At 53.2% G+C, this 19080-nt stretch carries 21 protein-coding genes; 5 read left to right on the forward strand and 16 right to left on the reverse strand.

The window, feature by feature from the left end:
* Positions 1-28 precede the first annotated feature (28 nt).
* The 3 genes from slmA to coaBC all read right to left on the reverse strand — a co-directional run bounded on the left by slmA (position 29) and on the right by coaBC (position 2393).
* Complete coding sequence (slmA, locus tag UR289_RS18400; protein ID WP_010426428.1) at positions 29-625, reverse strand: nucleoid occlusion factor SlmA; 597 nt, start codon at positions 623-625, stop codon at positions 29-31.
* Between the two features lie 120 nt (positions 626-745).
* Entirely contained in the window at positions 746-1204 is a 459-nt protein-coding gene (dut, locus tag UR289_RS18405; RefSeq protein WP_008502691.1) for a dUTP diphosphatase, read from the reverse strand.
* A complete protein-coding gene (gene coaBC / locus UR289_RS18410; RefSeq protein WP_087823747.1) occupies positions 1182-2393 on the reverse strand; it encodes a bifunctional phosphopantothenoylcysteine decarboxylase/phosphopantothenate--cysteine ligase CoaBC in 1212 nt (403 codons plus the stop codon). The genes dut and coaBC overlap by 23 nt, the downstream gene beginning before the upstream one ends.
* Before the next feature lie 172 nt (positions 2394-2565).
* Here coaBC and radC point away from each other — a divergent pair, with 172 nt between their 5' ends.
* The 4 genes from radC (at position 2566) to mutM (ending at position 4761) form a co-directional block, all read left to right on the forward strand.
* Entirely contained in the window at positions 2566-3234 is a 669-nt protein-coding gene (radC, locus tag UR289_RS18415) for a RadC family protein (RefSeq protein WP_033147044.1), read from the forward strand.
* 218 nt (positions 3235-3452) lie between these two features.
* Entirely contained in the window at positions 3453-3689 is a 237-nt protein-coding gene (rpmB, locus tag UR289_RS18420) for a 50S ribosomal protein L28 (RefSeq protein ID WP_002436699.1), read from the forward strand.
* Positions 3690-3711: 22 nt separating this feature from the next.
* Positions 3712-3879, forward strand: a complete 168-nt coding sequence (gene rpmG, locus UR289_RS18425; protein ID WP_003024094.1) for a 50S ribosomal protein L33 — start codon at positions 3712-3714, stop codon at positions 3877-3879.
* Between the two features lie 72 nt (positions 3880-3951).
* Entirely contained in the window at positions 3952-4761 is an 810-nt protein-coding gene (gene mutM / locus UR289_RS18430) for a bifunctional DNA-formamidopyrimidine glycosylase/DNA-(apurinic or apyrimidinic site) lyase (protein ID WP_023309890.1), read from the forward strand.
* A 2-nt stretch (positions 4762-4763) separates the two neighbouring features.
* On the opposite strand, the gene coaD is transcribed toward mutM, so the two are convergent.
* The 7 genes from coaD to rfaQ form a co-directional block, all read right to left on the reverse strand.
* On the reverse strand, positions 4764-5243 hold the full coding sequence (gene coaD / locus UR289_RS18435; protein ID WP_023334018.1) for a pantetheine-phosphate adenylyltransferase: 480 nt from the start codon (positions 5241-5243) through the stop codon (positions 4764-4766).
* Positions 5244-5246: 3 nt separating this feature from the next.
* Positions 5247-6017, reverse strand: coding sequence for a glycosyltransferase family 2 protein (locus UR289_RS18440; protein WP_045887674.1), 771 nt, complete (start codon positions 6015-6017; stop codon positions 5247-5249).
* Entirely contained in the window at positions 6017-7291 is a 1275-nt protein-coding gene (waaA, locus tag UR289_RS18445; RefSeq protein ID WP_032661923.1) for a lipid IV(A) 3-deoxy-D-manno-octulosonic acid transferase, read from the reverse strand. The genes UR289_RS18440 and waaA overlap by 1 nt, the downstream gene beginning before the upstream one ends.
* A 66-nt stretch (positions 7292-7357) precedes the next feature.
* A complete protein-coding gene (locus UR289_RS18450; RefSeq protein ID WP_033147042.1) occupies positions 7358-8347 on the reverse strand; it encodes a glycosyltransferase in 990 nt (329 codons plus the stop codon).
* Positions 8348-8358: 11 nt separating this feature from the next.
* Positions 8359-9459: a glycosyltransferase gene (locus tag UR289_RS18455; RefSeq protein WP_033147041.1), complete on the reverse strand. Its 1101-nt coding sequence runs from the start codon at positions 9457-9459 to the stop codon at positions 8359-8361.
* 2 nt (positions 9460-9461) lie between these two features.
* Complete coding sequence (locus tag UR289_RS18460; protein WP_033147040.1) at positions 9462-10589, reverse strand: glycosyltransferase family 4 protein; 1128 nt, start codon at positions 10587-10589, stop codon at positions 9462-9464.
* The gene (gene rfaQ, locus UR289_RS18465; RefSeq protein ID WP_072196584.1) at positions 10586-11656 is read right to left on the reverse strand and encodes a putative lipopolysaccharide heptosyltransferase III; all 1071 of its coding nucleotides are present in this window, start codon (positions 11654-11656) and stop codon (positions 10586-10588) included. Before rfaQ ends, UR289_RS18460 begins: the two co-directional genes overlap by 4 nt.
* A gap of 150 nt (positions 11657-11806) precedes the next feature.
* On the opposite strand from rfaQ, the gene UR289_RS18470 reads away from it, so the two are divergent.
* Positions 11807-12763: a polysaccharide deacetylase family protein gene (locus UR289_RS18470; RefSeq protein ID WP_094935082.1), complete on the forward strand. Its 957-nt coding sequence runs from the start codon at positions 11807-11809 to the stop codon at positions 12761-12763.
* A 23-nt stretch (positions 12764-12786) separates the two neighbouring features.
* Here the strand turns inward: UR289_RS18470 and UR289_RS18475 are convergent, their stop codons facing one another.
* The 6 genes from UR289_RS18475 to rfaD are packed head-to-tail and all read right to left on the reverse strand — an operon-like array spanning position 12787 to position 18981.
* The gene (locus UR289_RS18475; protein ID WP_320711217.1) at positions 12787-13998 is read right to left on the reverse strand and encodes an O-antigen ligase family protein; all 1212 of its coding nucleotides are present in this window, start codon (positions 13996-13998) and stop codon (positions 12787-12789) included.
* A complete protein-coding gene (locus UR289_RS18480; RefSeq protein ID WP_143346354.1) occupies positions 13986-14894 on the reverse strand; it encodes a glycosyltransferase family 2 protein in 909 nt (302 codons plus the stop codon). The genes UR289_RS18475 and UR289_RS18480 overlap by 13 nt, the downstream gene beginning before the upstream one ends.
* 5 nt (positions 14895-14899) lie before the next feature.
* Positions 14900-16009, reverse strand: coding sequence for a glycosyltransferase family 9 protein (locus UR289_RS18485; RefSeq protein ID WP_320711219.1), 1110 nt, complete (start codon positions 16007-16009; stop codon positions 14900-14902).
* A gap of 3 nt (positions 16010-16012) precedes the next feature.
* On the reverse strand, positions 16013-16996 hold the full coding sequence (gene rfaC, locus UR289_RS18490; RefSeq protein ID WP_167819025.1) for a lipopolysaccharide heptosyltransferase RfaC: 984 nt from the start codon (positions 16994-16996) through the stop codon (positions 16013-16015).
* A 3-nt stretch (positions 16997-16999) separates the two neighbouring features.
* Positions 17000-18046 carry an ADP-heptose--LPS heptosyltransferase RfaF gene (rfaF, locus tag UR289_RS18495; RefSeq protein ID WP_320711221.1) on the reverse strand — a complete coding sequence of 349 codons (1047 nt, stop codon included), beginning with the start codon at positions 18044-18046 and terminating at the stop codon, positions 17000-17002.
* A 2-nt stretch (positions 18047-18048) separates the two neighbouring features.
* The gene (gene rfaD, locus UR289_RS18500) at positions 18049-18981 is read right to left on the reverse strand and encodes an ADP-glyceromanno-heptose 6-epimerase (RefSeq protein WP_008502707.1); all 933 of its coding nucleotides are present in this window, start codon (positions 18979-18981) and stop codon (positions 18049-18051) included.
* Positions 18982-19080: the final 99 nt, after the last annotated feature.

Genomic DNA, 19080 nt, shown 5'->3' on the forward strand with positions numbered 1-19080 from the left:
GTGGCGCTACGCTTACCGGGCTTACGGATTACTGCAACTGAGCAGCCACTAACGGCCAGCGGGCGTCAAAATCGTCCGTTGGACGGTATTTGAACTCGCTGCGCACAAAGCGGGAGAGCATCCCTTCACAAAACGCCAGGATCTGGCTCGCCAGCAGCGTCTCATCGATGGTATAACCTTCGCCTTCACGCATTTTCTTTTCGCGCAGTACCTGGCGCAGCTGCGCTTCAATACGCTCGAAAAGCTGGTTTATGCGGCCCTGCAGTCTGTCCTGTTCAAACATCAGCGCGTGGCCGGTGAGGATACGGGTTAAGCCCGGATTGCGTTCACCGAAGCCCAGGATTAACAGCACAATCAGACGCAGACGCGCGGTCGTGTCTTTTTCGTCTTTCAGAATCAGGTTGATGCGCGTGATCAGGCTGTCTTCAATAAACTCGATCAGGCTGTCAAACATCCGGGTCTTGCTCGGGAAATGACGGTACAGCGCCGCCTCAGACACGCCTACAGAGGCGGCCAGTTTAGCGGTGGTGATGCGTTGACTGCCATCGCTGGATTCAAGCATCAGAGCCAGAGATTGAAGTATTTCTTCGCGACGATTCCTTTTCGCGGTTTGTTTTTCTGCCATGTTACAAAATACCCCTGAAAATAAGCACTTGCCAGGCTGGCATCCACACAGCGACCGCAAACGGGCGTTTGCGGTTTGTTATTGCATTATGACGCTGTGAGATACGTGTCTTTCGGGCCGTTATTTGCGCCCGGAATGGCCGAAGCCGCCTTCGCCACGGTCGGTGGCGTCAAAGTCTGCCACCAGGTTAAATTCTGCCTGTACCACCGGTACAAAGACCATCTGGGCGATACGTTCGCCAGGTTCAATGGTGAAGCTGTCCTGACCGCGGTTCCAGACGGAGACCATCAGCTGACCCTGGTAGTCGGAGTCGATCAGGCCGACCAGGTTACCCAGCACAACGCCGTGCTTATGGCCCAGACCAGAACGCGGCAGGATCACTGCTGCCAGAGACGGGTCAGCAATGTGAATTGCCAGGCCAGTTGGAACCAGGGTAGTGGCACCCGGAGCCAGTTCTACGGCGTCATCGAGACAGGCGCGCAGGTCAAGACCGGCAGAGCCGGAGGTGGCATAGGTTGGCAGCGGGAATTGCTCGCCAACACGCGGGTCCAGAATCTTAACGTCGATTTTTTTCATCATAACGGGTAACGATCTCGTCCAGTAATTGTTGGCCCAGGAGTTCCTTGCGCTCAAGCGGTAAGACTTTATCTCCATCCTGCCAGAAAAGGTGCAGTGCGTTGCTGTCGCTGTTAAATCCTTGTGTGGCCAGCGATACGTCGTTCGCGCAAATCAAATCGAGGTTTTTGCGGGTACGTTTTTGCCGGGCATATTCTTCCACATTATTCGTTTCTGCGGCAAACCCAACAACGTATGGACGATGGCTTTTTAGTGCGGCGACGCCGGCAACAATGTCCGGGTTTTTCACCATTTTTAGTGTTAATTCATCGCCTTGCTTTTTAATTTTAGCCTCGGCGATCGTCTCGGCACGATAGTCTGCGACGGCCGCACAGCCGATAAAAATCTGCTGGCTTTGCGCATGTGCCTGCACGGCGGCTTCCATCTCCAGCGCGGTGGTCACGTCAATTCGTTTCACAAACGCAGGGGTAGGCAGCGATACCGGGCCGCTCACCAGCGTGACGTTCGCGCCACGCCTTGCGGCGGCGGCGGCAATCGCAAAGCCCATTTTGCCGGAGCTGTGGTTGGTGATGTAGCGCACCGGATCCAGCGGCTCGCGCGTGGGGCCCGCGGTAATCATGATGTTGAGATGTTGCAGATCGTTGACAGGCGAAAAATGGGCTGCGGCCATATCAACAATCGTCAGCGGGTCAAGCATGCGGCCCGGGCCAACGTCGCCGCAGGCCTGGCTGCCGCTGTCCGGACCCCAGATAAGCAGGCCGCGTGAGGCCAGCGTCTCCAGATTGTGCTGGGTGGCCGCGTTACGGTACATCTGCTGGTTCATGGCAGGAACGACGGCAACAGGCGCAGGGGTGGCCAGACAAATGGTGGAGACCAGGTCGTTTGCCATACCGGCTGCCACCCGAGCGATTAAATCAGCCGTGGCGGGAGCGAGGATAACCAGGTCTGCCCATTTTCCCAGCTCAATATGGCCCATCGCGGCTTCGGCGGCCGGATCGAGCAGGCTGTCAGATACCGGGTATCCTGAAACGGCCTGCAGGCTCAGGGGAGTGATAAAGGCTTTACCGCCTTCGGTTATCGCGACCCGCACGTCAGCTCCGCGCTCGCGCAGACGACGCACCAGCTCCGGCGCTTTATAAGCAGCAATGCCGCCGCTCACGCCAAGAACGATTTTTTTACCGGCCAGGCTCATCATGATTCTTTCCTGTTGGGTTTCACCAGAGAGCGGGCATTTTATCACAATCCCCAAAGCGGGGTGATTTTGTCCTTCGTCCACTTTGCGAGGCGCTACGCAAGAACGCAATGTGGCTGTCGAGCGACGGATTGGCCTGTGGCAGCATGAGGTTAAAAAGGGGAGAAAGAGCATGGAAGAAGAGGATGAGGAGCTGCTGCCGCGCGAAAAACTGCTGCGCTATGGCGTCACCCTGTTAAAAGACGATGAACTGCTGGCGCTCTTTTTACGTACCGGAACGCCCGGAAAAACGGTATTTACGCTGGCAAAAGAGCTGATAGCACATTTCGGTTCGCTGTACGGTTTATTGACCGCCGATCTGGCGCAGTTTAAGCACGTTGAGGGAATTGGCGTGGCGAAATATGCCCAGCTGAGGGGCATTGCTGAACTTGCCCGCCGTTTTTACAATGTCCGCATGGAGAAGGAAGATCCGATCCTGACGCCCGCGATGACGCGCGAATTCCTGCAAAGCCAGTTAACCGATATCGAACGCGAGATCTTTATGGTGATCTTTGTCGATAACAGAAATCGGGTGCTGAAACATAGCTGTCTCTTTGCGGGCACATTGAGTCACGTTGAGGTGCATCCGCGTGAAATTGTGCGGGAAGCGATAAAAGTGAATGCAGCGGGCGTGATCCTCGCGCATAATCACCCCTCTGGCTGTGCAGAACCGAGCAGAGCGGACAAAGAAATCACCGAACGCATTATCAAATGCTGTCAATTCATGGACATTCGTGTGCTGGACCATCTAATAATTGGCCGCGGTGAGTACATTTCTTTCGCAGAACATGGCTGGATTTAGGCTATTTCTCGCGATCCATCGGGATCTTTGTCTGTTCGGGACTTGAGCACACCGCCGAGTCAGCGTATACTACGCCACCTTTGAGAATCTCGGGTTTGGCATTTGGGCCTGGCAATCGAGAGTTCACTTAGAACTATGCGATGACCGGGCTGTAAAGCCTGACGAGGCGCCGATACCCCATACGAAGCTCGAGCTAATTTGATTTTTGGAGAATAGACATGTCCCGAGTCTGCCAAGTTACTGGCAAGCGTCCGGTGACCGGTAACAACCGTTCCCACGCACTGAACGCGACTAAACGCCGTTTCCTGCCGAACCTGCACTCTCACCGTTTCTGGGTTGAGAGCGAGAAGCGTTTTGTCACCCTGCGCGTATCTGCTAAAGGTATGCGTGTAATCGATAAGAAAGGCATCGATACAGTTCTGTCCGAACTGCGTGCCCGTGGCGAAAAGTACTAAGTACTTAAAGAGGAAATAAATCATGGCTAAAGGTATTCGCGAGAAAATCAAGCTGGTTTCTTCTGCTGGTACAGGTCACTTCTACACCACCACGAAGAACAAACGTACTAAGCCGGAAAAACTGGAACTGAAAAAATTCGATCCAGTTGTACGCCAGCACGTACTGTACAAAGAAGCTAAAATCAAATAATTTTAGTCTCCTTGTATCGAAAAACCCCGCAACTGCGGGGTTTTTTGCATTCTGCATCTCAACGGAGGAACCATGCCTGAATTACCTGAGGTAGAAACCAGCCGTCGCGGCATTGAGCCCCATCTGGTCGGCGCGACGATTCTTCACGCGGTGGTCCGCAATGGACGTCTGCGCTGGCCGGTGTCCGATGAGATCCATGCCCTGAGCGATAAACCCGTCCTTAGCGTACAGCGTCGCGCGAAATACCTGCTGCTGGAACTGCCCGACGGCTGGATTATTATCCACCTGGGGATGTCCGGGAGCCTGCGCATTCTTACCGAAGAACTGCCTGCGGAAAAGCACGACCACGTCGATCTGGTGATGAGCAACGGCAAAGTGCTCCGTTACACCGACCCACGGCGCTTTGGCGCGTGGCTGTGGACGAAGGAGCTGGAAGGGCATAACGTGCTGGCGCATCTGGGCCCGGAGCCGCTCTCAGACGCGTTTAACGCAGAATACCTCAAGGCGAAGTGTGCGAAGAAGAAAAGCCCGATTAAGCCCTGGCTGATGGATAACAAGCTGGTGGTCGGCGTGGGGAATATCTACGCCAGCGAATCGCTGTTTGCGGCGGGGATCCATCCCGATCGGCTGGCCTCTTCGCTGTCGGCGCAGGAGTGCGAGCTGCTGGTCCGGGTGATTAAAGCCGTATTACTTCGCTCGATTGAGCAGGGCGGGACAACGTTGAAGGACTTCCTGCAAAGTGACGGCAAGCCGGGCTATTTTGCCCAGGAGCTGCAGGTGTATGGCCGTAAAGGCGAACCGTGCAGAGTCTGCGGCACGCCAGTGATTGCCACGAAGCACGCCCAGCGCGCCACGTTCTACTGCCGTCAGTGCCAGAAATAAGGCTACTTTAGCTTTTCCATCAATGCCTGGTGGACGTTCGTCGGCAGGAAATGGGTGACATCGCCGTGATGACGCGCCACCTCTTTTACCAGCGTGGAAGAGATAAACGACCACTCTTTGGAGGGCATCAGGAACACGCTCTCCAGCTCCGGCATCAGGTGGCGGTTCATGTGCGCCAGCTGCATCTCATACTCGAAGTCTGCCACCGCGCGTAAACCACGGATAAGAATGTTTGCCTGCTGAGCGCGGGCGAAGTTAGCCATCAGGTCGCTAAACCCGACCACCTCAACATTCGGCAGGTGCGAAATGGCATCGGTGGCGAGCTGTACCCGCTCGTTGAGGTCAAACATCGGCTTTTTGCTGGGGCTGGCGGCAATGGCCAGGATCACCTTGTCGAACATGCACGCCGCACGGGTGATGATATCAAGATGACCGTTGGTGATCGGATCGAAGGTACCCGGATAAATCGCTTTTGTGCTCATGGCTCACGTTTTCTCTGAGTAGCCGCGGCAGAGCGCCCACAGCTCGGTGTATTTGTTGAAAGTATACTGGGCATTCACTACCGCGAGTAACCAGCCCTGCTTACCGTCCAGCACGCCACCACGCAGCAGCAGCGTTTTCAGGAACGCGCCCAGCGTGTGGGTGAAGATACCCGTCAGCGAGGCCTTCTTGCCGCGCTGGTGACGCTCCTGAGCCCATGCGGTGGCATAGTTGAGCTGTTTACGCTGGAAGCTCGCGAAATCACGACAGGTCAGGTGCAGCAAATCGCCCGTCAGGGGAATGACCTGGGCGCTATCGCAGCTCAGGGATTCATGCACCAGATTGTCGTTGTATTGATACCGCTCGCGCTCGTAGAGGCGCATCACGCGGTCAGGATACCAGCCGCTGTGGCGCATAAAACGGCCAAGGAAGTAGTTGCGGCGGGCAATGCTGTATACGGCGCCAGGCTGGGGCGAGGAAATCACCGCCTGAATGGCCTGCTGAAGCTCAGGCGTGATGCGTTCGTCGGTGTCGAGCATCAGGACATAATCACCTGTGGCATACCCCTGCGCGCGCTGGCGCTGGATGCCATAGCCCTGCCAGTCAGCGTCGACAAAGACTTTTGCGCCCGCTGCCCGGGCAACGTCCACCGTGTTGTCTGTACTTCCGGAGTCGAGAATGACTATCTCGTCAGCCCAGGCAACCGACGCCAGGCAATCCGGAAGCAGGTCGGCGGCGTTTTTGGCGATCATGACGACCGACAGGCGCGTTGACATCAGTGGCTCCGCTGGGGCAGATAAGGTTGCAGAAGCTGCAGCAGTCGGGTCAGCGCGCCCTGGTTCTGGTGCAGCACTTCGACGGCATGACGCCCGTACCACAGGCGATAATCTTCGTCAGTCAGAAGGGTCGATACCTCTTTAACCACCGAATCCGCATCGGTCACGGTAATTAAACCATCGGCCTGCTGTAATTTCGCGCAGATATCTTTGAAGTTAAACGTGTGTGGTCCCATCAGTACCGGAATGGCGTGGGCTGCCGGCTCCAGCGGGTTATGACCGCCGCGCTCGACCAGGCTGCCACCGACAAACGCGAGGTCAGCGATTCCGTACAGCAGCATCAGCTCGCCCATCGTATCGCCAATCACCACCTGGGTGCTGCCGGAAGGAATTTCACCGCTGCTGCGCAGCGTGAAGCTGAATCCGCCTTTCTGGACCATTTCACGGGCATCTTTAAAACGCTCCGGATGGCGAGGCACGAGGATCAGCAGTAAATCAGGGAATTTTTCCAGCAGCTTGCGGTGAGCCTGCAGAATGATCTCTTCTTCGCCATCATGAGTACTGGTGGCAATCCAGACCTGACGACGCGGGGCCCACTGGCGACGCAGCGTGATCGCACGGGCGGCGAGTTCCGGGGTAACGGAAATATCAAATTTCAGGCTGCCCGTTACCGCAAGCTGGTTGCGTTTCAGGCCCAGCGCGATAAAGCGTGCCGCATCCTCTTCGTTCTGCGCGGCAATCAGCGTAATTTTGCTCAGCAGGCGGCGCATAAACTTACCCAGCTTGCCGTAACCTTTCGCCGAGCGCTCTGAAAGGCGGGCGTTGGCAATGACCAGCGGGATTTTACGGGCATGCAGGGCGGAAATCATATTCGGCCACAGTTCGGTTTCCATCACGATCACCAGCTTCGGGCGAACGGTATTCAGGAAACGATTCATGGCGCAGGGCAGATCGTAAGGCAGATAGACGTGCTGCACGTCTTTACCGAAAGCGGATAACGCGCGCTCCGAGCCGGTTGGCGTCATCGTCGTGACGGTGATTGGCAGCGAAGGGTAGCGGTGACGCAGGGCGCGAACCAGCGGGATCGCCGCCAGCGTTTCACCGACAGAAACGGAATGCAGCAAAATACCGTCCGGTACGACTTTATTGCGGCAGAAGCCATAGCGTTCAGCCCAGCGTTTACGATACGCAGGCGCTTTCCGGCTACGAAGCAACAGTCTCAGCCACACCAGTGGCTGAATGATGTAGAGCAGAGCGGTATACAACAATTCCAAGCGATTATCCGTTTTTTTAGTTTCGGCGGGCAAATTCTAAGCATTTAGGCCAGGTAAAGCTATCTCTTATGCCAGATACCGTTTCAAACGGAAATAACGTCGACCCAGCCGCCAGCGCAGACGCGGACTTTTTGCACTTTTCCAGATGAGTTTCCAGATGCCTGTTTCGAAGAACTCTTTAATAATCATTGATTTCTTCTTCTCATCCTTCATGTTGTCGAAGGTGTGAATAATGCCCAGCCCCTCTTTGGCAATTTGCCAGTGGCATGCAGGGATCCCTTTAACTTTATCCGGGTAGCGCTGATTGATGGCATCGAGCATCTGCAGGATTTTCATGTAGTGACGCGCGGAACGAATCAGCGTGTCGTCATTGTCCGGCATATGGGACACCGATGCAGAGTGAATGTAGTAGTCGTAATAACGTTCACTGGTGTACTGAACCCGCTCTGCCGCGAGCAGCACTTCGGTGGTCCACGGAATATCCTGATGGCGCAGGCCGGGTTCGAAATGGAAATTGTGTTTACGGATAAAGTCGTGGCGATAGATGTTCAGCCAGGTGACGTGAAGGAATTTACGAGAGTCCAGCGCCATTTTTAACCACGCAGGGCCAGCCATGACCCCAGTCGAAGCCAGTTTGTCTTCAGGGAAGATCGGGCGCGAGGGTTTCTTGTTATTCTCCCAGACGTAGTTCCCGTTACAGGTGGCGACATCCAGATCCTGCGTGACGGCCATATCCAGCAGGCGCTGGTACATGCCGGGTTTAAAGACATCATCAATATCCGGGAAAGAGAGATATTGACCCGTCGCAACGGCCAGACCGGTGTTACGCGCGATGGATACGCCCTGGTTTTGCTGTTCTATGACCTGCAGCTGCGGCAGTTTTTCTCGCCAGTTTTCGACGATCTCCATCGAGCGGTCAGTAGAGCCGTCATTGACAATGATGACTTCCATGCTGTCGATGCGTTGATTGACAAGGCAGGTAAAGAACTGATCCAGGAAAGCTTCACCGTTATAAACGGCAACCACCACGCTTAACAATGGGGCTGAATTTTGCATAAGAAACCTGATTATTTTTGATTGTCGACCAGAGCAACATATTGCTGGCAAATGGCATTGATACCGAACGACGCGATGGTTGTATCGCCAACGACCGGCGGGGCGGTATAAATATCCGCCAGCGTTTTTGCCAGTGACTCGTCATTTAACTCTGCCAGCCCGCGCGCTAAAGCGCCGGTGAGGATTTCGGCAGGGCCTCCGGGGCAATTTGTACTGACCGGTGGCGTCTGGCAGATAATGGCTTCGACCAGCACATTACCAAAACCTTCGCAGTCAGAACTTAACACTAAAAGGCGTGCCCCTTTAATCCAGGGATAGGGATTGGACTCGAACGGGCGGAAAACCGTTTTGTTTTCAATACCCAGCTCGGCAGCAAGCTGCTTGAGTTTTTGAATTTGAACGTCAGATCCATTACCCATCATGACCAGCGTGGTGTCAATTTTACTCAGGGCGAACGCACGTAAGAGTCGGTCGTGGCGTTTGTGCTCATGGAAGCGGCCAACATGAATAATGTAATCCTTTCCCTGCATCTCGAAGGGCGCATCCGCCAGACGCTGAATTTCAGGAATATCGAAAGGATTATGGATAACCGCTTTGCGTCGAAGATTGAGCGCCAGCGTTTCGGAAAGATCTGTCAACACGGCGCCTGAGACGGCGACAACGTTGCGGTTTTCGTAGGTATGACGGATTTTAAGATGTTTAAACCAGCGCGAAAGTCCGCTGCGATGGCGAAGATAGGAAAACGAGAACATGCCGTGCACGCAGAACCAGACTTTATCACGTTCCAGCGCGCGGCAGTGCGACACAATGCGGTCGGTTTTGTGCAGGTGAGAGAACACCACATCAAATTTGCCGCTGCGCTCAGCTCGCTCAATCGCCTGATCCAGCAGTTGGGCGCGGCGTGGGATTTCCGTCAGCTTTCGCCACGGTTTTTTACATGTGTCCTGAACAACCCGATAATCGATGCCTTCCGGGATGGCGTAGTCGCACACTTTCCGCAGAGAGAATAGAGAGACCTGATGTCCCATTTCTATTAATCCACGGGAGAGTGTAAGAACCGTTTTTTCAGCTCCTCCACCGGGTAAACCATCAATAATCATTAGGATGCGCATTTTTAATCCAGTAATTTTTGATAAAGCGTAATAAGCTGACTTGATAGTTTTTCGGGAGTGGCGTCTTTTACACGTTCACGTGCCGCTCGTCCCATATTGTTATTTTTTTCCAGTGAAGGAATGGCGGCTACCGCTTCCTTCAATGTACTGATATCAAGTGCGTCACAATAAAATCCGTTCTGGCCTTGTTGAATAAACTCTGCACCACCGCAACTCTCTGAAGTAATGACGGGCAAGCCGCAGGCCATCGCTTCAAGAATGACGTTAGGAAAGGGATCATACAGCGTTGGCAACAGTAAACCATCGGATAGCTGATAAAAAGGCAGAGTTTCTTTTTGCACCCCCAGGAAACGGATTTGCCCCTCGCAGCCTAACGAACGGGCGAGGTCGCGATAACGACGCTCTGCTTTATCTTGCCCAACCACAATCAGCCAGGCTGATGTTCCAGCGATAGCGCGTATGGCGCTGGCTAATCCTTTTCGTTCAAACCCTGAGCCAACAAAACAGAACACAACGGCATCGGCTGGCAAACCAAATTGCTGGCGCAGCATCGCACGCTGTGCCTCCTGGGCCGGAACGAAGCGGCTGGAATCAATAGAATTATAAATCACATGAATTTTATTTGCGTCAATATCAAAGTCTTCAACGATTTCGCGTTTGATCATCTCCGCATTACAGATTACGGCTTTCAACTCAGGCGCCTGATACATTTCCCGTTCCGCACGCATCACGTAGCGGTGATAGCGGTCATACATCAGCATTTGCGCACGCCAGGCAGGTAAAATGCGCGCGCGCTGAAGCAGCCAGCGACGATGCACCCCATCACCCGCGCGATAGATATCACAACCCGGGATGCGCTCATGGCTTTGAACAATATCAAACTGCTGTTGCTGCCACAGCGCGCGCGCGGCCTGTGCAAATCCGCGCTCTCGACTGATGCGGCCCCATTTTTGAGGGTTGCAAATATGGATATGCCAGTCGTCTTGCTTCTCTCCCTGCCACTCACGCGTGATGACGTTGAGCTCAAGGTTCTGATTGCTCAGCGCGGTGAGAGCGCGCGAAACGAAGCGTTCCGCTCCGCCATCAGGGCGATACTTTTGTCGAACAATGGCCAGACGATGGTGTTTCATGACAGATATCTCCTTGCGGCGGAGACGACAGCATCAACGGGAATGGCGTCGAGATAGCGTTCTTTCGTTTTGGTATCAATGGCATCCGGATCGGGTAAAGGGCCGTAATCGCCGGCCCAGATGACTTCACCGTTGACTTGCCATGGAGACCAAAACGTGAGTTTAGAAGGACCAAACAGCGCCACGCAGGGTGTTTGCAGCGCGGCGGCCATATGCATTGGAACGGAGTCAACGCCGATAAAAAGACGCGCATGATCGATGAGTGAGGCCAGCTGGCGCAACGTTAGCTGGCCCGCCAGCGAGACGACTCCCGTCTTCGGCGAGGCGGCGAGAATGCGATCGATCATCGCCAGCTCTTTTTTATCCGGCCCCGCGGTGAGCACAACCGTATGACCATCCTGCTGCAGTGCAGTAATGGTTTGCGCCATTTTGTCTTCGCTCCAGCATTTAAAGAACCAGCGGGACGTCGGCTGGATCACGATATAGCTGTCGCCCACGGCCGTCTGCGTCAGCTTTTGGCGGGCATGATGCCAGTCTTCTGCGGTGTAAGCCATGGTGACGGCAGGCTGCGGCGCGACCGGTAATGGCGCCAAAATGGAAAGATTCTGTTCGACCGTATGCAGGGATTTGTGGCCGTCGACAGAGACCAGATCGGTGTGACAAAAACGCCAGAATGCACTGTTGCGTTTGTTAAACGCGAATCCGAGGCGAACGGGTGCACCGGTGAAACGGGTGACGATCGCGCTACGCCATTGATCGGCCAAGTTAATCACCAGATGATAATGCTGATTTCTTAACGCACGCAGCAACTGCCACTCTTTTTGAAGATGCTTGAGCGTGCCAAGCTGTTTCCATTTACGATCGATTCCATAAATTGTACCGATCGCCGGATGCGCGGCGAGCATATCGCGCGTTTCTTCATACAGCAGGACATCAATCTGCGCCTGCGGCCATTTTTGACGTAGCGAATCAATGACGGGAGTGGTCAGCAACATGTCGCCATGATGGCGGAGTTTGATAAGTAAAATGCGCAAATCAGGTGTGTCAGGTAAGTTATTCATCATCATCTTATCGGCGTTGTACTGATGGCAATTCTAATAGACCTGATAGCGACTTGCACTCTTTCTCCATAATCTCAGTAATTTCCCTGGAAGGGTTTACTCATGCTTTGGAGAGTGCGTAACATAGCGCTAACTTTCCTGTCTTGCGGACTCATTATGAACAAACCAGCGTTTATCATCACAATTGATACTGAGGGCGATAATCTCTGGCAAAATCACCGCGTCATTAAAACGGAAAATGCGCGTTATCTGGCGCGTTTCCAGGCGCTTTGTGAGCGTTTCGGCTTTAAGCCCGTGTGGCTGACCAATTACGAGATGGCGATCGAACCCGTTTTCATCGAATTCGCCAGGGACGCAATCGCCCGCGGTCAGGGGGAGGTGGGAATGCACCTTCACGCATGGAATAGCCCGCCGGAGCACGATCTCACGGGCGATGACTGGCGATGGCAGCCTTATCTGGTTGAATTTTCGGATGAGGTGATGCGCGAAAAAGTGCTGTTCATGACACGCCTGCTGGAAGAGACCTTCCAGACCAAAATGTTAAGCCACCGTGCCGGACGTTGGGCATTTGACAGTCGCTACGCAAAATTGCTCGTTGAACTGGGCTACCAGGTGGATTGCTCCGTGACGCCACGCGTGAACTGGCGCAATGCGAAAGGCGCCCCACAGGGTAATGGCGGAACGGATTATCAGCATTTCCCCGACCACGCCTATTTCATGGATTTAGACAATATTTCCCGGGCAGGCCATAGCCCATTACTCGAAGTGCCGATGAGCATTCAGTATAAACACCCGGCGTGGTTGAACACGATCAAACAGGGTTACGACAGGCTTCGCGGTAAATACCGCTCTCCCTCTGTGAACTGGCTAAGACCGTCCGGTGGGAATGCGGCGCAAATGATTCAGGTCGCACAGCAAAGCCTGTCGCAGGGAAGTGAGTACGTGGAGTTTATGCTTCATTCGTCGGAATTTATGCCTGGCGGAAGCCCGACGTTTAAAGATGAGGCGGCGATTGAAGGGTTGTATCAGGATTTAGAAACGCTCTTTAGCTGGTTATCCGATAAGACGGTAGGGATGACGCTGGCGGAGTTTTATCAATACAAGAAAAAATAATGCCCGCCAGGCGGGCATTATCATTAGCGTTGCCTGGTTTGCGAAAAAGGGGTACTCAGCGCAAACACGGTGACAAAGAAGATTAAAGCCTCAGAACTCAACAGTATGACGTCAGTCAGGCCATAGAGTAATAAAAGAAGCATGGTCGTCAGCAGCAGGCCATTTCTGTTTTTAAGGGCGTAAACGATCATCGATATATAGAAAAACACTAATATCGCCAGCCCTGGGATCCCCTGCAGAGAATATTTTTCAATAAACTCATTGTGCAGATGCACCCTGATAAACTCGAGTGCAGCCGCGAGGTGTGGGTGCCCATTTTTCACATATTGCTGTGTCCATATTTCTCGGTCTTCAACTGACTGCCCTAAAGGATGGGCCAGCCCGTTTTGAATGCCAACACTCCACATAGAAAAACGTGCGCCGAGTGAGGTTGCATCATAGCCTTTCTGATAACTTTCAACTTCAGCTTGTGTTTGTTGTATCTTAGGTAAGATTAATGGCTTGTAGCTAACGATAACAATACCCGCCACAATACATAAGAAAATCAGCGTAGATTTAAGGTGGATTCTTCTGAAGTGATAAAGCGTGAGTACAATCGCCAGGAGTAGATATAACCCCATTGCGGCACGGGTGCCCGTTAGAAGAATGACGAAATAAGATATTAAGATGATGAGTCCTGCGGCTACATACAGTTTGATATTTTTCTCTAGATAAAGGCTGTATACAAACGCCAGTGACAATACAGAATAAACATAGGCCGACACGGTCGCACGGTTTATGGCCATCTCGATACGCCCCATACCCTGTGAAGCCTGCCATAAGCCATAGCCAGTGGCGAGTATAAACCCTGCACCAGAGGCGTATAAAAAATATTTCTGGAAGGATGCTTTATCAATATAAGACTTAAACCGGTCAAGATAAAAAATGAGAATACTTGCCAGAATTAATTTTTTACTTGCACCGAGATAATCGCTATAAACGTTCAGACCTTCGCTATGATATTCATACACCAGATACCAGCCAAGATTAAGCAGGCCGATCAATAAAATCGGCAATGCGATAGAAAAAGGACGCATTGTGATTTTTTTATATTCGCACGCTAAGCCGATAATGCTGGCATAAATCGCAATATAGAAAAACTCTCGCTGCTTACCTGAACTCAGCAGCGCCAGCGCAAGCGAAATAAGGCTCAAAATCAGCGTCAGCTGATAAAGCCGCAGTTTTACTTTTTCCATAATGCCTCAATGACCCTTTTTTTGTAGCTGAAACGTACATCTCTGGTAAAGAAGAAAGAGAGAGAATAAAGTGCATTGACCCGCTGTTTAACCAGTTTGAGTTGCAGGTCAGTCAGATGCTGCCGGTGGTTTCTGTAGATATCAAACCAGTGACAATTAACAAGATGCTTAAAAGAACGAGGGAATGTTTCTTCCATTTGTAATGTGCAATCAACCAGCGTAGCGATTTTACTGGCGTCGAGACGGCTCGACAAACTGTCGTTACGTTTGATGTAATAATAATGTCCCTGACGCTGATAGACTATTTTACTCGATTGCATCAGCATGCCGGGAAACACGGCAAAATCTTCATAGCAGACCATCGAAGGAATCGGGTTATTCACATACAATTCCCGATGAATGAATTGCCCGATGAGATGTGCCTGAAAATCTTTGTGCTGCAGGAACCGCTTTATTGCCTCATGTTGTGACAAAGCAACAGGAGAGAACCCCTGCCAGTCGGCTGTCATTTTTTTGGTGTCGCGAATTTCCAGCAGGCGCGTCAGGAGCATATCAGGGCGCTCTGATTTGAGAAACGCCACCGCGTCCCTGATGCTGCCCGGTTTCATCCGGTCATCGCTATCCAGCATGGTAATGTATTCACCTGTGGCCAGCGAGAGGGCACTGTTTCGAACATGGCCTACGTTACGGTACTCGACGTATCGGGATTGCGCATTCGGAAGCATTGGCAGCCACGCTTCAATAATATCCTGCGTTGAGTCGTTTGAACTGTCGTTAAAGATAATGATCTCTACATCATCCCCCGCACCCTCAATCGCGTTTTGCAGGCTTTCTAGCGTAGTGTGAAGCGTATCTTTGGCGTTATGCGCGGCAATAATGATGCTTAGAAAAGCCATAATAATTAGTTTCCCTGAGCATCAAAGGAGTATGCGTCTGTATTAATTGTGGGTAACTCGCAAATGAAGTGTTTGAGTTCACGTAGCGCTTCGTCTGTTACAGCGAAGAGTTCTTCCCGGCTCTGTGAGAAGTAATATCGTGTTTCAAAAACATATGAGCAAATGTTGTCATCATTACCAATCAGCAATACGTTGCCCAGCGGACGTTGTTCATAGTGACAACAAGGCCCAAACAGCAATACCACTGGTACATCAACAGCATCAGCAATATAGACATTCCCCGAGTCAGACGCGATATAGCAATCCATTTTAGAAATGGCCCACGGCAGCTCTTCAAGCGAGATTTTGCCAATCAGGTTAATAAAGTTGGGCAGTTCACCGTAAGCGCGGGTGATATCATCCATCCACGATTGTTCATTTGGGGCGCCAAACACATAAAATTCGCAGGGCAGGTCGGCGAGACGATCGGCAATTTGCTTCCAGATGACCGGCGGAACGGTTTTCGCTTTATTCCCGGCGGCTACGCTGATACCAATGCGGATCACGCCGGGTTTATCGAGGATTGCCGGATAGGTCGCAGGTTTGAAAAGTGGCTTTGTGGCGTGCTTTGGCGAGTCTTGCCAGGTTAAGGTGCGATCGGCCAGTTTGAGATAGTTCGTGACTGAAAGAGTCTTCTTACCGTGTTCAACAGTACCGTCTGCCGTTGCATAGAAAATACCGTGATACCATCTGCGCGTGTATGTGCTTAAAAACTGTTTGTTTTTAGCGTTACACGCGGAGGCGAAAAAGAGGTTCACGCTGTTAGGTTGCAGAAGATAGACATTGTCATAGCGGTTCATGATCCAGCAGGCAAAGACCAGCTTTCGCCACAGGTTACGCTTATGCTGCTCGATAAAAAAAATCTCATCGATCGTCTCATCATGCTTCGCCAGCGCACCCACGCTACGACTGATGAGCACGTCGCTTTTTTGCAGGTATGCCAGAAGGGGCGTTGCATTAACAAAATCGCCGATTTTTGCTGTCTGAATGACCAGGTTTTTACCTGTCTCTTTGCGGAACAGCTTCCGGATAAGCTTCACCGGAAAGAGTAAAATCAGCAGAAATACGTAACTCATGCGTTAGATATCCCTGTTGGAAAGCCAACGGCTGCCCTGTAAAAATGAAAAAATAGCATCTGCGCTGATATCCTTCGTTTGCTGGGTCGGGCTGACCATCTGATGCTGGTTTTTACCGTAACCCCCGATCAATCCGGGATCGGTCGGACCAAAAATCGTAATATTCGGACGATCCAGCGCCGCGGTTAAATGGCTTAAACCTGTATCAACGGAAACAACAGCATTCGCTCCCGCCAGCTGCGCGGCAACCTGCGCCAGCGTGAGTTTCGGCAATACCTCGACGTGTGAAAAACCTGCTGCCAGACGCTCTGCACGCTGCCGCTCATGTTCAGCGCCCCAGGGCAGTTTAATATGGATGCCGGTAGGTTGCATTAGTTCAATCAGGCTTCGCCAGTGCGTTTCCGGCCAGTGTTTATCGTCGCGCGTTGTGGCATGCAGGAAGACAAGATAAGGCTGAGCACAGGGATCTGTATTGCGCAAAAAGTGCTGCGCAATGGCGTAGTCGCCCTGGGTTTCCGGTTTCGCATAGCCCAGGCTTTTTGCAAACAGCTCGCGGGTACGTTCTACGGCATGCTGTTGCTTTGCGATGTGGTGGCGACGGTTATAGAACAGGCTCGCCAGCGGTTCGCGGGCGGTATGCCAGTCCATGCCGTGCTTTACGCCATGTGCCAGACGCGTCACCAGCGCGGCGCTTTTCACCAGCCCCTGAGCATCGATGATAGCGTCGTATCGCTGCGCCTGCACCGCCTCACGGAAGGTTTTGCGTTCGGCTTTAATCGGCGCGGAGAACCACGCTTTGCGCCAGCGGCGGATCGCCACCGGGATCACGCGGTCAACCGATTCATGCCAGGTGGGGATCTGCGCGAAGCCTTCCTCCACCACCCAGTCAAAACGAATGCCGGGAACGGCACGCATCGCGTCCGTCAGTGACGGGAGCGTATGCAGAACATCGCCCATCGAAGAGGTTTTAACGATCAGTACCCGCATTCGTTATCCTTCTTCGCTCAACAGCAGTTCGTTAAGCTCTTCGAGAACGCGCTCTGGCGTAATGTCGATCAGGCTCTGATGGTAGCCTTCTGCGGTATCGCCCTTGCGTACTTTGTGATAGCCGGTGATCAGGCGGATGACGCGCGCTTTATGAGAAAGCGGGGGCGTGAAGTCCGGGCTACTTGGGCCATACAGCGCCACCAGCGGGCGGTTGAGCGCGGCGGCGACGTGCATCAGGCCCGAATCGTTGCTGACCACGGCCTCACAGGCGGCAATCAGAATAACCGCCTGTTCAAGCTGCGTTTCTCCCGCTAGGTTGCGGCACCAGGCCTGCTGTTCATTACTGAGCGTCGCGAGAATTTCGTTGCCTGCCTCGTGGTCCTTTGCCGAACCGAACAGGACAATCTGGTAGCCTTCGTCAATCAGCTGTTTCGCCAGCTCCGCATAGTGGTAGTGCGGCCAGCGTTTTGCCGGGCCGAACTCGGCGCCGGGGCAGAAGCCAATGATCGGGCGTTCAGACGATAGACCAAACGCGTTACAGGTCTGGGATTTTTCACCGTCGTTAACCTGAAGCTGTGGCCAGAGCAGCGGCTGCGGCAGGTCTTTCGCACTGCGCATCACGCCTTTGTCGTAGGCCAGCGCCACATAGCGCTCCACCATCAGCGGCCAGGCCTCTTTATCCAGCACCCGCGCATCGTTCAGCAGGCCGTAGCGCATTTCACCGCGCCAGCCGGTGCGATGTGGGACGCCCGCAAAGAAAGGCACAAGGGCGGATTTAAAGGAGTTTGGCAGGACATACGCGCGATCGTAGCGCTTCTCGCGCAGGCTATGACCGAGCTTCCGGCGTTTGCCGATTTCCAGCGCCCCGTGGCCAAGCGGCATCGGGATCGCCTCGTTCACTTCCGGCATACGCGACAACAGCGGACGGCACCACGCGGGTGCCATCACGTCGATTATCGCCTGGGGATAACGCGCCTTGAGCGTGCGATAGAGACTTTGCGACATCATCATGTCGCCCACCCATGACGGGCCGATCACCAGAATCTTCATACTTATGCGTCGCGGTTCAGCCAGGCCATATATTCCGTTACGCCTTCGGCAACGGTCTTGAACGGCTTGTCGTAGCCTGCGGCGCGCAGGTTGGTCAGGTCAGCCTGGGTGAACGCCTGATAACGGCCTTTCAGCTTGTCAGGGAACGGAATGTACTCGATGCTGCCTTTTTTGTGATACGCCAGCGTTGCGTCAGCCACCGCCTGGAAGGACTCCGCGCGGCCGGTACCCAGGTTGAAGATGCCGGATACGCCGTTTTCCCAGAACCACAGGTTCACTGCGGCAACGTCGCCCACGTAAACGAAGTCGCGCTTAAAGCCGTCGCTGCCTTCGAACAGTTTCGGGCTTTCGCCGTTATTCAGCTGGGTGTTCAGGTGGAACGCCACGCTCGCCATGCTGCCTTTGTGACCTTCGCGCGGTCCGTAGACGTTGAAGTAACGGAAGCCGACGATCTGCGAGTTCGCTTCTGGCAGCACCTGACGCACGTACTCGTCGAACAGGAATTTGGAGTAACCGTAGACGTTCAGCGGCTGTTCATACTCGCGGGATTCGATAAAGTCCGAGGTGCGGCCGCCGTAGGTTGCCGCGGAGGAGGCATACAGGAACGGAATTTCACGCTCCAGGCAGTAGTGCAGGATCTCTTTGGAGTACTGATAGTTATTGTCCATCATGTACTTGCCGTCCCACTCGGTGGTGGAAGAACACGCACCTTCGTGGAAGATGGCTTCGATCTCGCCGAACTCTTCGCCTGCCATAATCTGGATAAGGAAGTCTTCTTTATCCATGTAGTCAGCGATGTTCAGATCCACCAGGTTGACGAACTTGGTGCCGTCTTTCAGGTTGTCAACCACCAGGATGTCGGTGATGCCTTTGTCATTGAGAGCCTTAACAATATTGCTGCCGATAAAGCCCGCGCCGCCGGTAACGATGATCATAACTGTAACCTTTGAAGTGTGGAGCCCGGGGACAATCCCGGACGCTAATGTCTCTATCATATCATTAGTATGGCTGCCCTTCAGCCATTCACCTTCACA

The organism is Enterobacter sp. 302C9 (assembly GCF_034106085.1).
In the GTDB taxonomy this organism is placed as follows: domain Bacteria; phylum Pseudomonadota; class Gammaproteobacteria; order Enterobacterales; family Enterobacteriaceae; genus Enterobacter; species Enterobacter asburiae_B.